Source organism: Iamia sp. (assembly GCF_035575815.1).
In the GTDB taxonomy this organism is placed as follows: Bacteria; Actinomycetota; Acidimicrobiia; order Acidimicrobiales; family Iamiaceae; genus Iamia.
The window spans coordinates 1-11,650 of record NZ_DATLXO010000098.1 but is presented as its reverse complement, the minus strand read 5'-3'; the positions used below and the strand labels follow the sequence as shown (position 1 = coordinate 11,650).

The following is an 11,650-nucleotide window of genomic DNA, read 5'->3' as shown; positions in this document are numbered from 1 at the left end:
GGGGGCTGAGAAGTGCGGAGGGTTCAAGATTTCTGGGCGCGACGCCCGGAGGGGGTGGGGCGCGATGCCTCATGGTGGTGCTCGCAACCGGTCCGGACCGCAGAAGGACCCGAAGTCGGCTCGCTCGGACGCTCTGGGGGTCCGCTTCGGCGAGCTTCCTCGTGGTGGATACACGGGTCGGCTCCCGGCGTGGCCGCTGTCGGCGGCGACAGCCCGGGAGCGGACGGTCTGGAAGGAGGCGTGGCGGACTCCGCAGGCGGCGGCGTGGTCGACGGAGCCGTGGCGTCATCGGACGGTGGCGCTGTGGGTGCGGTGGACGGTGCGCATGGAGGAGCCTGACGCGCCGGCGGCCGTCGGGTCGGTGGTGGTCCGCCTGGCGGACCAGATCGGTCTGACGCCGGCAGGGCTGCGCGAGAACCAGTGGAAGATCCAGGAGGCGCCGGCGCACCCGGCTGCAGCTCCTGCGGGCGCGAAGGTGCCTGTGCCTCCGCCGTCGACGCCGTCGCCCCGGGACCGGCTGAGGGTGGTGGCGAGTGGCTCCGGAGGCTGAGGAGCCCGTCGTCGACTTCCCGACGTTGTGGGTGGTCCCGTCCTGGATCGAGCAGCACTGCATCATCCCGGACGGGTTCCACAAGGGTCGCCGCTACGTGCTGGCTGACTGGCAGCTGTGGTGCACGGTGAACCACTACCGGGTCCGGCCGGAGACGGTGTGGGTGCCGGAGCGGCCGGTGCTGGCGCCGGCGTTCCAGAACCGGCGTTCCCTGGTGGTCGCGCCGCAGAAGACGGGCAAGGGCCCGTGGGCGGCGTCGATGGTCTGCGTCGAGGCGGTCGGCCCGGCCTTGTTCGGCGGGTGGGCGGAGGAGGGTGAGCGGTACCTCTGCGCTGAGCATGGGTGCAGCTGCGGCTGGTCGTACGACTACGAGGTGGGGGAGCCGAAGGGGATCGCCTGGCCGACGCCGTTGATCCAGCTGACGGCGACGTCGGAGGATCAGGTCGGGAACATCTACAAGCCGCTCCAGTCGATGATCCGTGGTGGGCCGCTGGCGGAGCGGATGCTGATCCGTGGGGACTTCATCCGCCTCCCGAACGACGGCGAGATCCAGGTGGTGACGGCGTCGGCTTCGTCTCGCCTGGGGAACCCGGTGACGTTCGTGGTGCAGGACGAGACGGGGCTGTACACGAAGTCGAACAAGCTGAAGGACGTGGCTCAGACGCAACGGCGTGGCGCGGCGGGCATGGGCGGCCGGGTGTTGGAGACGACGAACTGCTGGGATCCGGCTGAGGAGTCGACGGCGCAGGACACCTTCGAGGCGCTGGCGGAGGACGTGTTCCGCTTCTACCGGAAGCCGCCGGCGCACCTGTCGTACGGCGACAAGCGGGAGCGGGCCAGGGTCCACCGGTTCGTCTACCAGGGTTCGTGGTGGGTTGATCTCGACGGGATCGAGAACGAGGCCGCCGAGCTCATCGAGAAGGACCCGGCGCAGGCGGAGCGCTTCTTCGGGAACCGGGTCGTGCACGGGAAGGGAACCTGGCTGAAGGACGGCCTGTGGGACCTGCGGACGGTGAAGGAGCACCTGGTCCCGGAGGGGTCGCCGGTGTGCGCTGGTTTCGACGGCTCGGACAACAACGACCACACGGCGATCCGGCTGGAGACGTTCGATGGTCACCGGTTCACCCCTCGGTACGGGCCGGACCGGCGCCCGACGATCTGGGACCCGGCGCAGTGGGGCGGTGAGATCCCTCGGGGCGAGGTGAACGCGGCGGTGGAGGAGGTGTGTCGCCGCTACCGGGTGAAGCGGGCTTACTGCGACCCTCGCGACTGGCAGACGGAGATCGGGACCTGGGCGCTGGAGCACGGCGACGACGTCTTCGTTCCGTGGCCGACGAACAAGATCGACCGGATGTACGCAGCCCTCAACCGGTTCGTGAACGACCTGCTGGTCCCGGGGCGCACGTCACACGACTCGTGCCCGATCACTTCGGCTCATGTGGCGAACGCCCGGAAGGTTGCGAAGCCGGGCGACAAGTACATCCTGGCGAAGCCGACCGAGCACCAGAAGATTGACGCTGCCATGGCGGACGTGTTGGCGCACGAGGCGGCTGCGGACGCTCGGGCTGCCGGGTGGACAGCGGTGGCGGGTCCGCCGCCCCTGGTGTTCGGGTTCTAGGACTGGGGAGGTGGTGCCGTGCCGAGCGTGATCGAGTGGGTGGCCCACCTCGAGGCGAAGATCGAGAAGCAGCGCCTCTACGCCGCCCAGTTCGAGGCCCGTTACCGGAACGACCATGTTCTCCCGTTCATCGCCCGCGAGTACCGGGAGGTGTACGGGGACCGGGTCGATGCGATCAGCCCGACGTTGTCGCCGCCGAGGACGGGGACGGCAGCGATCGGGATCGACGCCTTGGTCGAGCGGCTCACGGTCACCGGTGTCGCCGCCGGCGACGGTGACACGGCCGCTGTCCAGCTTGTGCAGGAGGCGTGGGAGGACAACGACCTCGACGTGATGCACCGGGAGGCGCACCGGGAGACGTTCATCAAGGCCCGCTCGTTCGCTCAGGTCGTGCGCGGCGCCGATGGGCGGGCGGTCGTGGGGATCGAGGCGCCGGAGCAGATGGCGGTCCACCGGGAGCAGGCACCCCCGTACGACGTGGACGCCGCGTTGAAGGTCAAGGTCGACGAGTGGACCGGCCAGCCGTTCGCCCGTCTCGAGCTCCCGGGCCGCAGCATCGACTTGGAGCAGGGTCCCAGCCCGATCCTCGACCCGGTCGGACGGAAGGTGTTCAGCCGCTGGGTTGTCGTCAAGGAAACGTCCACGCAGCTCCCGGGTGTCCCGGTCGTCGAGTTCGCCAGACAGCCTCGCCTCCTGGCCGAGCCCACCAGCGAGATCGAGAGGATCGCCACCCTGGTGGACATCGTTGACCTAGTCGAAGGGCTCATGGTGTTCGCCGGTCACTTCGGGGCTGTCCCGATCCGGTGGGCGACCGGGCTCGCCGTGCCTCGCGACCCGGCTGACCCGACGGGGCAGACCCCGATGCTGGGTCCGAACGGCAAGCCGATCATCGGGTTCAACCCGCGCGCCGACCACATGTTCGTCTCGACGGAGGTTGGGGCGAAGTTCGGCCAGCTCGAGCCGGCCGGCTTGGCCTCGTTCGTGTCGTGGGGTGAGCACTGCAGCAAGCGGGTGCGGGCGATGACGTCGGTCCCGGGCAGCTACTACGGGGTGGGTCCGCAGACCCACATGTCGGCGGAGCTGTTGAAGACGGACGAGGCGCCGATGGTGCGCCGAGTCCTGTCGATGGGGCGTGACGGCTCGTTCGGGCAGGCGTGGCGTCGGGTGCACCGACTCATCCTCCAGATCGAGGATCCGACGTCGAAGGCGCGGCTGCGGCCCCGCTGGGCGGACCCGGAGACTCGGGTGGAGGCGCAGGCCACCGACTCGTTCCAGAAGGTGGTCGCCTCCGGGATCGGGGTTCGGGCCGCCGCAGAGAAGATCCTCGGGTGGGAGCCGGAGCTCGTCGCACGTGCTGTCGCCGAGGCGGCAGCCGAGGAGGAGCGGGTCGCACTCATGGCCGAGGGGTTGGCTGCGCAGGCTGGCGCCGGGTTCGGCAGCGGGTCAGTCGGCCTCGTCGCCGTCTGAGGGTGCCTCCGACCCGAGCGGCTGCTGCCACCACGGACGGGTACCGCCGCCGCCTCATCGACCTGCGCGACGCCACCGCCCTCGCCGTTGCCGCACTCCTGGACGACGTTGACCTCGATGCTGGCCCTGCCGGGGTGACCCGCAGCCTGGTGAGGTGGCGTGAACGTGCGACCACCATCACGGTCGCCGCCGGCGAACGAGCATCCGCCCTCACCGTCGCCTACCTGTCCGCCTACCTCGTCGCCTCCGGCGCGTCCCCCACTTCGGCGATCGTGCCGGAGGCGACGCCCGACCCGTCCCTTCTCCGGACCGTCCGACCCGCCTTGCTGTACCGCCTCGGGCAGGGCACCGGGCGGACGGTGGCGATGCGCACCGCAACGGCGACAGCTCTACGTGGCGCACGAGAGACCGTCGGGCGGGCGGCCGTCACCACCCTCGCCGACGGGATCCGCCTCGAGCCGCAGATCACCGGGTGGCAGCGGGTCACGTCCGGCCGGTGCTGCTCACGGTGCGCCGTCCTCGCCGGCCGAGTGTTCCGCGACAACGAAGGCTTCGACCGGCACCCGGCGTGCAGGTGCTCGCACGAACCCACCGTCCTTGGCCGTGCCGAGGCGTTCCGACGGCAGTCCCCGACTGTCGTTGCCCCCTGATCCCGCGACGGGATCACCCACTCAAGGAGACGCGATGTCCGACACCCCCCCCAACCCTCCCGTCCCTCCGGCACCGCCCGCCCCGCCGGTCCCCCCTCCGGAACGCCCAGACGGCGTGACCGACGCCGAGTGGGCCGCTCTCGGCGACCCCGGCAAGGCCGCCATCGTCCGGGAACGAGCTCGCGCGACCGCAGCCGAGCAGGCCCTCGCAGCCGCCCGCCGCCCGCCGGTGGTGCTGCCGGCCACCCCGCCACCGCCCCCGCCGAAGGAGACGAAGCCTGGCGACCCGCCCGACATCGCCTCCCTGATCCAAGAGGGGATCGCCCAAGCCATCCGCCCCATCCTCGACCGGGACGCACAGCGCGAGGCGGCCCAGGCAGCCGAAACGATCAGGGACACGGTCACGACGGCCGCCGCCCCCCTGTTCCTCGACCCGACCGACGCTCTCGCCCAGGTCAACCTCCCCGACCTCACCGACGGGGCCGGCAAGCCCGACCAGGCGAAGATCACCGCCGCCCTCGACGACCTCCTCAAGCGCAAGCCGCACCTCGGCCGTGCCGTGGACGACAGGCGCCGCCCCGCACCAGGCCACCCCCTGGGTGGCGGCGGAGCCCCAACCGGATCGCTCGACGACCGCGTCAAGGCGCAGCTCGAGCTGATGAAGACCGGCCAGTAGCACCCGGCGCGATGCCGTTCCCGCAGTCCACCAACCGAAAGGGACCACAGTGAGCGACTTCGCGCCCACCCGCACCACCTACGCAGAGACGGGCCCGCTCTGGGCTCGTGACCTCCTCAAGGCCGAGACCCACGGCGTCCTCATCTCCGGGGACCTGATGCTCACCCGCTACCCGGACGGCGTCGTGCCCTCCGGCGCGCTCATCGCCGTCGTGAGCGCCGCCGGCGCGAACTTCGGTCTCGGCGGCGCCTACGGCGGCACCACCGACGAGGTGCAGACCGTCACGGTCGGAGGTGCGGGGCTCACGTCCTTCACCCTGACCTTCTCCGGCCAGACGACCGCGGCGATCGCCGCGGCCGCCACTGCGGCGCAGGTCCAGTCCGCACTGGAGGCGTTGAGCAACATCGGCGTCGGCGACGTGGTCGTCACCGGCGGAGCGGGCGGTCCTTGGACGGTGGTCTTCGCAGGTGCGCTCGCAGACACCGACGTCGCACAGATGACCCCCACCCCGACCGGTGGCACCGGGACCGTCACGGTCGCCACCACCACCGCGGGCGGCGCCGACGTCACCACCGGTGGCCTCGGTCGTGCCGCCGGCCACCTGGTCAACGAGACCCGGATGGTGGCCGGTGGTCGCTACCTCCTCGCCGTTCTCCACGCCGGGACCGTCACCCGTCGCCTCCTCCCCGCGAACAGCGGGATGGACGACGCCGCCAAGGTCGACCTGACCGCCGTCGTCTACATCTGAGCTGAGGAGCCCACATCATGCAGATCCGTGACCTTGTCCCCGACCTCCAGGCGGTCATCCTGGCTGCCCGCGAGCAGCTGGACGCCCGCAACACCCTCCGACGCTTCCTGCCGGTCGTCAACGTGCAGGACGTCTCCTACCGGCTCGGCCGAGCCCAGCGGCTCGACCAGACCGCCCCCGTCCGGGCCCTCGACGCCCCCGCCACCCCGATCCGTCGTCCCGGCGTGGTCGACGTCAAGGGTGACCTCCCGGCCGTCACCCCCATCGAGTACATCACCGAGACGGACCTGACGATCGCCCGGCGCCTCGCGGGCATCAGCGTCGACCTGGCCCCCTCGGTGGCGAACGCTGCCCGCCGAGTCGCGGAGGTGGTCGACAACACGTTCGAGCAGATGCGCGGCCAGGCGCTCTCCACCGGGATCGTCAGCCTCCAGCTGGAGGACGGCAACGTCCGTCCCGTCGACTTCGGGGTTCCCGCCGGCCAGAAGCTCACCCCCGCGGTCGCGTGGAACGCCGCCGGCTACACCGGTGACCCGTTCGCCGAGATGGAGGCGTTCCACACCGTGTTCGGCGCCGCCGCCGGGAGTGACGCCGGGATCATCATCACCAGCCGCCGGGTCGTCAGCGTGATCGCGACGAAGCTGCGCGCCAAGTACCCGCAGCAGCCGATCGGGGCGGCCACCATCGCCGGGGAGCTCGCCCTCCGGAACCTGCCCCAGATCGTCACCTACGACCGGACCCTCACCAACCAGGACGGCACCCGCACCCGGGTGTTCCCCGAGGGGTCCATGACGTTCCTCCCCCCCGAGGACGTGCCGGTCGGGCGCACCGAGCTCGGTGTCACCCAGGAGGCGGTCCAGCAGGTGGAGGGCCGGGTCCTCACCGCCGACCAGGCGGCGGGCCTGACGATCGTCACCCTCGGCCAGGACAACCCCGTCCAGCGGGCCGTGAAGGGCGCCGCGATCGGGCTCCCCGTCATCCAGGACACCGACGCGATCGTGTGCGTCTCCGGGATCCTCGTCTGATGGCGGCGCTGGTCAACACGGTCATCGTTGACGACGTCACCTACGAGGCGGGCTCCACCCCTCCTGGAGAGGTGGCCCGGCAGATCACGAACCCGGCCGCATGGGAGGGCGGGATCGTGCCCGACGGGGCCCGCACCGAGCCGCCGGCCGGGGAGCCGCCCCGAGCCGGCACCGGCTCGGGGACCGAGGAGTGGGCGGCGTACGCGACCGGTCTCGGCCTCGACATCCCCGCCGACGCCAAGCGCGACGAGATCATCGCCACTGTCGACGCCCGCTGACCTCCCGGAGGTAGACGATGCTGACCCGCCTCGACCTCGTCGCCTACCTCCGGGAGCCGGTCCCCGACGAGGAGTACGCCCTCGACCTCATCGTCGCAGTCGCCAACGGTCTCGTCCAGGAGCACACAGGGCCCCTCGACCCTGAGCCGTTCGCGGTCCAGGCGGTCCGGTTCGAGATCGCCGCTCGAGCGTGGCGGAACCCCGGCGGGTACACGTCCGAGACGGTGGACTCCTACACCTGGCGTCGCGACGACGGCCGCAGCGGCGTCTACCTGACGACGGCCGAACGAGACGACCTCCTCGCCGCCGTCACCCCGAACCTGAACCCAGGCCCATGGTCAGGGTCATTGCCGTACTCGAGGTCCTGGTGAGCCTCACCAGCCTCCTCTCGGCTGGCCGCCGGGCCACCGAGCGGCTCCTGATCGACACCTGCACCATCGGCCGACCCGGCGCCGGCGCTGGCACCATGAACGAGGGCACCGGTGCGATCACGACCCCCGCCCGGACGGCGGTCTACAGCGGACGGTGCCGGCTGCGGCAGCGGGCCGGTGGCGCGAGCGGTGATGTCGAAGCAGGGGAGCAGGAGGTGTCGCTCCGTGACTACCTCCTGGAGATCCCGTGGGACTCGACGTCCCCGGAGGTGAACGACGTCGCCACCGTCACCGCCTCTGACGACACGCACGCCGTCGGGCGCGAGCTGCGGGTCACGCAGGTGCACCACTCGTCGACGCTGCTGGTGCGGCGCATGACCGTGGAGGACGTCGATGATGCTTGAGGCGGACGGGCTCGACGCCCTCGTCGCCGACCTCGCCGGCGCACCGGTGAAGGTGCAGGCCGGCGGCATCGCCATCATCCAGAGGGGCGCCCTCAACATCAAGCGCGACGCGCAACGGTTCTCCGCTGGGATCGGGCATGCTCCGCACTACCCCCGCTCGATCACGTATGAAACGACGGTGCGCGTCGGTGACGTTGAAGCGGTAATCGGCCCCGACAAGGACCGTCCGCAGGGCGCGCTCGGAAATCTGCTCGAGTTTGGGAGTTCTAATAACGCTCCCATCTCCCATCTAGGCCCAGCGTTGGACCTTGAAGGACCTCGTTTCGTGAAGGCCCTTGGGGATATCGCCGGTGATATCCTCTGAGTGGAATCGAGTTGGCCGGGCACCTGCACTAACAGGCCCCGGCCGCGGCCGAACCCCGGGAGGGTCCGACGGTGCCGAAGGTATCCTGCGGCGAGTTGCGGGTGTGCTCAATCGCAGGATGCGGCAAGAAGCACAAGGCTCGAGGCTGGTGCCAAGCGCACTACTGGCGATGGAAGCGTCAGGGTGACCCAGTTGGCGTGCGGTTCAAAGAGCCGCCCGACGCGAGCCTGAAGTGGTGTCCTCGATGTGTCGACTTTGTCCCCGTGGCGCTCTTTGGAGTGAGCCAAGCCCGGCGGGATGGCCTGACGGCGTACTGCCGTCCGTGCATCAAAATCCCTCGTCGGCGAACGTGATCCTGGTCGCGACCAGCGGCGTGCGGCATCGCGAAGGTGGAGAACATCGGAGCACGGTCGGGCCTACTCCCGCAAGTGGAAACGCCAGGAGAAGGAACGGTCGCCTGAGTGGGTCAAAGAGCGTCGCAAGCGCTGGGAACAAGCTCGTCGGGAAGTGCTGCGAGCGGGTTGGGCGAGGAACGCACCTCGCCGCCGCGCTCGACTTCAAGATGCTCCGGTCGTTGCGTTCACTGAACAGCAGCTCGATGATCGGCTGGCCTTCTTCGGTTACTGCTGCTGGATGTGCGGTGTTGAGGCTGACTCGATCGACCACGTGAAGCCGCTCAGCAAGGGCGGAGCTCACATGCTCAGCAACCTCCGGCCATCTTGCCGGTCCTGCAACTCTCGGAAGGGGGCTCGATGGCCATTCGCAACGTCACACCGTCGGGCCCCGTTGGTTCTCAGCGCCTGACCAACGCCGCTGTCGAGGGCCTGGAATGATCCCGAGTGCTCGGGCGCACACCGCTGGTGTCATTGCTGCACTGGAGGCGGCGGGGCTCCAGGTCGGCCGAGGGGTCGCCCCGGCAGGTGTCGATCCGCCTTACGTGGTGGTCCACGCCGGGGGGCTGAGCGTCCTCGACGGACCGGTGTCAGGTTCGCATGCTGACGCCTCCCCGACGATGCACGTGGTGTGCGTAGGCGAGACGGCGGATCAGGCGGAGTGGGGTCGTGACAAGGCGGCCGCTGCGCTGTTGGGCATCGTCACAGTTGCGGGCCGCTCACGGCTTCACCCGCCGGAGCTGGAGGCGTCCCAGCCGGTCCGGCGTGACGACGACAGGAGCCCGCCGATCTTCGAGGCCGTTGACATCTACCGCATCCACACAACCCCAGCCTGAGGAGGCACCCATGGACCTCGTCCACATCAAGCACCCGAAGCTCAACGAAGGCGACAACGAAGCCTTCGTGCACGCCGGCCTCGCCGAGATCCTCTGCCGCGACAGCGGGTGGCGGCCCGTCGGCAAGGACGACAAGGCGGCCATCGACAACATCACCCCGCCGGCGCCCGCCGGCTAGCAGCACACCCTCTCGGCCCGCCGGGCCCGAGCAGCCCCCGCACGGCCCGCCCCCGGCCTGGCTGACTGCCTCTCGTCAGAACGGGAACGGACGGAGCGGCCGGACCTCGACGGCTTCCGTTGCCCGCGTCTTGGGACCCATGTAGCGCTCCAAGAGAAGGCTGCCGTCCTCCTGGAGCGTGATGGAGGGAGTGATCTCGTCCGGGTTCATCCCATGGTCACGCAGCCACGAGATGACCTCGGGGTCGCCGCGCACTGCAAGAAACTCGCTCATTTGCTCATCATCCCACGCCGTCAGCGGCGTGACTATCCCCCCAACCACAACGCCTGAGGAGGCACCCGCATGCTCATCACCACCGCAGGATGGCTGCTGCTGCTCGCAGCGGTCGCCCTCGTCGCCTGGTTCATCGCTGGCCTCGACGCCGGCGGCCGCCCCCGCTCCCTCTCCGACCTGTCCCGCCAGTTGCTGATCGGGCTCGCGCTCGAGCACGGGATGGCCCGGCGCGGCAGCACCGAGGTGATCCGGGTCTGGTACGTCGCCACTCTCGCCACCCCCTCGGCACCTTCAGCAGCAGCTGTGACCGCAGGCGTCGACCTGACACCGTTCCTCACCCGGGACGGGCTGACCACCCCGAACAGCGGATCCACCCTCGACGTGTCGGACGCCTCTTCACGGCAGAACAAGACGGCCGCTGGGACCTTCGGCGGCGACCCGATCGAGCTGAAGCTGAACCGGGACGACACCCCCGCCAACGACACCGCCTGGGTCACGCTCCCGCGAGGCACGGCGGGCTACATCGTCGTCCGCCGCTTCGGTGGGTCCGCCGTCGCTGCGACCGCCGCGCAGAAGGTGGAGGTGTGGCCCGTGGAGGTCATCAGCAGGGAGAACGCCCCGATCGCGGAAAACGCCAAGCAGATGTTCACCGCCCGCTGCGCCATCCCCGGCGCCGTGTTCGACGACGCCACCCTCGCCGCCTGATCGTGACCGACGAGGTCCTCACCGTCGAGGAGATCCGGCAGCGGTACACGCGGCCGCGCAAGACGGTCTCCGTGTACCTCGACGGCAGCGCGCTCGACGAGATCGAACGTCTCGAGGCTGATCTCCCCGCTGTGGCCGCAGCCGACGAGGACACGAACGAGGCGAACCGGGCGCCCGAGATGGCGCGACGGGTCGAGGAGCTCTACGAGCGATCCGCCGCCTCGAAGGCGACGTTCACGTTCGAAGGGCTCGCAGGGACCGCCTGGTCCGACCTGATCCGCCAGCACCCGCCCTCCGAGGACCAGCGCAAGGCCGGCCTCGACCACAACGTCGACACGTTCCCGCAGGCCGCGATCGCTGCCAGCGCCGTCGCACCCACCCTCACCGGGGACGACGTCGACTGGTTGTGGTCCACCCTCACCGAGGGGCAGCGGTCCCTCCTGTGGGTCGCCTGCCACAAGGTGAACCGGGGCCTCAGCGGCCCAAAAGCGCAGCCGAGTCGTACCGTGAGTCTCCTCGCTTCCGGGCCGAGGTCGACTACGCAGCCCCCCGAGGAATCCCCCACAGCGCCTTCCTAGGCCGAGTCGTCCGACCAGAAGAGCCCGCGTGGCTCCCTGAGGACCGGGAGGCCGCCCTCGCCTGGCAGGAAGCGCAGCAACGCCGTTGCGGCGGGTGCGGGCACGACCGGACCGAGTCCATGAACGAGGACCTCGCCGACGAGTGGGACGTGCACGCCATCTACTGCCACGTGTGCAGCGCGAAGGCGAAGGAGTCCCGGCAGTACACGAACGCCGGCGGCGACCCCGACGGCCTGTTCTTCTACGTGGACCGGTGACCGGTCAGGTGATCTCCACGAAGTAGGCCAGGGCGACGAGAGCCAAGCAGATCCCGTAGAAGGCGGACCAGAACGTCAGGATCCTCCGGATCGAGGCGACCTGCTCGAAGATCGCCTCGAGCCGGTCGCTGTCGGTCACCGGCGACGCCATGTACGTGTCCGCCGCCTGGTCCTCTGCGTTCTTCATCGCGCTGACGCTACTCACGAGGAGGTGCCCGTGGCTGACCGTTCCGTGATCGTGCGCCTCCGGGCGCAGATTGGCGAGTACCAGGCTGCGATG

At 70.0% G+C, this 11,650-nt stretch carries 19 protein-coding genes; 17 read left to right on the top strand and 2 right to left on the bottom strand.

Annotated elements, in window-relative coordinates:
• From VNL12_RS10560 to VNL12_RS10500, 14 genes are all read left to right on the top strand, one after another.
• On the top strand, positions 1 to 550 hold a 550-nt coding region (locus tag VNL12_RS10560; protein WP_325594306.1), incomplete at its 5' end, for a hypothetical protein.
• Entirely contained in the window at positions 534 to 2,168 is a 1,635-nt protein-coding gene (locus VNL12_RS10555) for a hypothetical protein (RefSeq protein WP_325594304.1), read from the top strand. The genes VNL12_RS10560 and VNL12_RS10555, both read left to right, overlap by 17 nt.
• 18 nt (positions 2,169 to 2,186) lie before the next feature.
• Entirely contained in the window at positions 2,187 to 3,635 is a 1,449-nt protein-coding gene (locus VNL12_RS10550) for a hypothetical protein (protein WP_325594302.1), read from the top strand.
• Positions 3,636 to 3,637: 2 nt separating this feature from the next.
• The gene (locus tag VNL12_RS10545) at positions 3,638 to 4,285 is read left to right on the top strand and encodes a hypothetical protein (protein ID WP_325594300.1); all 648 of its coding nucleotides are present in this window, start codon (positions 3,638 to 3,640) and stop codon (positions 4,283 to 4,285) included.
• Positions 4,286 to 4,319: 34 nt separating this feature from the next.
• Positions 4,320 to 4,961, top strand: coding sequence for a hypothetical protein (locus VNL12_RS10540; RefSeq protein WP_325594298.1), 642 nt, complete (start codon positions 4,320 to 4,322; stop codon positions 4,959 to 4,961).
• 49 nt (positions 4,962 to 5,010) lie between these two features.
• The gene (locus tag VNL12_RS10535; protein WP_325594296.1) at positions 5,011 to 5,709 is read left to right on the top strand and encodes a hypothetical protein; all 699 of its coding nucleotides are present in this window, start codon (positions 5,011 to 5,013) and stop codon (positions 5,707 to 5,709) included.
• 17 nt (positions 5,710 to 5,726) lie between these two features.
• On the top strand, positions 5,727 to 6,734 hold the full coding sequence (locus VNL12_RS10530) for a major capsid protein (protein ID WP_325594295.1): 1,008 nt from the start codon (positions 5,727 to 5,729) through the stop codon (positions 6,732 to 6,734).
• Positions 6,734 to 7,012, top strand: coding sequence for a hypothetical protein (locus VNL12_RS10525; protein ID WP_325594294.1), 279 nt, complete (start codon positions 6,734 to 6,736; stop codon positions 7,010 to 7,012). The genes VNL12_RS10530 and VNL12_RS10525 overlap by 1 nt, the downstream gene beginning before the upstream one ends.
• 17 nt (positions 7,013 to 7,029) lie before the next feature.
• Positions 7,030 to 7,383 (top strand): hypothetical protein, encoded by a 354-nt coding sequence (locus VNL12_RS10520; RefSeq protein WP_325594292.1) that lies wholly within the window; start codon positions 7,030 to 7,032, stop codon positions 7,381 to 7,383.
• Positions 7,380 to 7,787 carry a DUF6093 family protein gene (locus tag VNL12_RS10515; RefSeq protein WP_325594290.1) on the top strand — a complete coding sequence of 136 codons (408 nt, stop codon included), beginning with the start codon at positions 7,380 to 7,382 and terminating at the stop codon, positions 7,785 to 7,787. The genes VNL12_RS10520 and VNL12_RS10515 overlap by 4 nt, the downstream gene beginning before the upstream one ends.
• The gene (locus VNL12_RS10510; protein ID WP_325594288.1) at positions 7,777 to 8,151 is read left to right on the top strand and encodes a hypothetical protein; all 375 of its coding nucleotides are present in this window, start codon (positions 7,777 to 7,779) and stop codon (positions 8,149 to 8,151) included. The genes VNL12_RS10515 and VNL12_RS10510 overlap by 11 nt, the downstream gene beginning before the upstream one ends.
• Before the next feature lie 633 nt (positions 8,152 to 8,784).
• Entirely contained in the window at positions 8,785 to 8,955 is a 171-nt protein-coding gene (locus VNL12_RS20925; protein WP_349257835.1) for an HNH endonuclease, read from the top strand.
• 25 nt (positions 8,956 to 8,980) lie between these two features.
• A complete protein-coding gene (locus tag VNL12_RS10505) occupies positions 8,981 to 9,379 on the top strand; it encodes a hypothetical protein (protein ID WP_325594286.1) in 399 nt (132 codons plus the stop codon).
• Between the two features lie 10 nt (positions 9,380 to 9,389).
• Positions 9,390 to 9,557 (top strand): hypothetical protein, encoded by a 168-nt coding sequence (locus VNL12_RS10500; RefSeq protein WP_325594284.1) that lies wholly within the window; start codon positions 9,390 to 9,392, stop codon positions 9,555 to 9,557.
• Positions 9,558 to 9,632: 75 nt separating this feature from the next.
• On the opposite strand, the gene VNL12_RS10495 is transcribed toward VNL12_RS10500, so the two are convergent.
• The gene (locus VNL12_RS10495) at positions 9,633 to 9,830 is read right to left on the bottom strand and encodes a hypothetical protein (protein WP_325594282.1); all 198 of its coding nucleotides are present in this window, start codon (positions 9,828 to 9,830) and stop codon (positions 9,633 to 9,635) included.
• A 69-nt stretch (positions 9,831 to 9,899) separates the two neighbouring features.
• Between VNL12_RS10495 and VNL12_RS10490 the strand changes: the two genes are divergently transcribed.
• From VNL12_RS10490 to VNL12_RS10480, 3 genes are all read left to right on the top strand, one after another.
• Entirely contained in the window at positions 9,900 to 10,535 is a 636-nt protein-coding gene (locus VNL12_RS10490; protein ID WP_325594280.1) for a hypothetical protein, read from the top strand.
• A 2-nt stretch (positions 10,536 to 10,537) separates the two neighbouring features.
• Positions 10,538 to 11,113: a hypothetical protein gene (locus VNL12_RS10485; RefSeq protein WP_325594278.1), complete on the top strand. Its 576-nt coding sequence runs from the start codon at positions 10,538 to 10,540 to the stop codon at positions 11,111 to 11,113.
• A 119-nt stretch (positions 11,114 to 11,232) separates the two neighbouring features.
• Positions 11,233 to 11,370: a hypothetical protein gene (locus tag VNL12_RS10480; RefSeq protein ID WP_325594276.1), complete on the top strand. Its 138-nt coding sequence runs from the start codon at positions 11,233 to 11,235 to the stop codon at positions 11,368 to 11,370.
• 4 nt (positions 11,371 to 11,374) lie between these two features.
• Here VNL12_RS10480 and VNL12_RS10475 read toward each other — a convergent pair whose 3' ends face one another.
• Entirely contained in the window at positions 11,375 to 11,557 is a 183-nt protein-coding gene (locus tag VNL12_RS10475; RefSeq protein ID WP_325594274.1) for a hypothetical protein, read from the bottom strand.
• Positions 11,558 to 11,650: the final 93 nt, after the last annotated feature.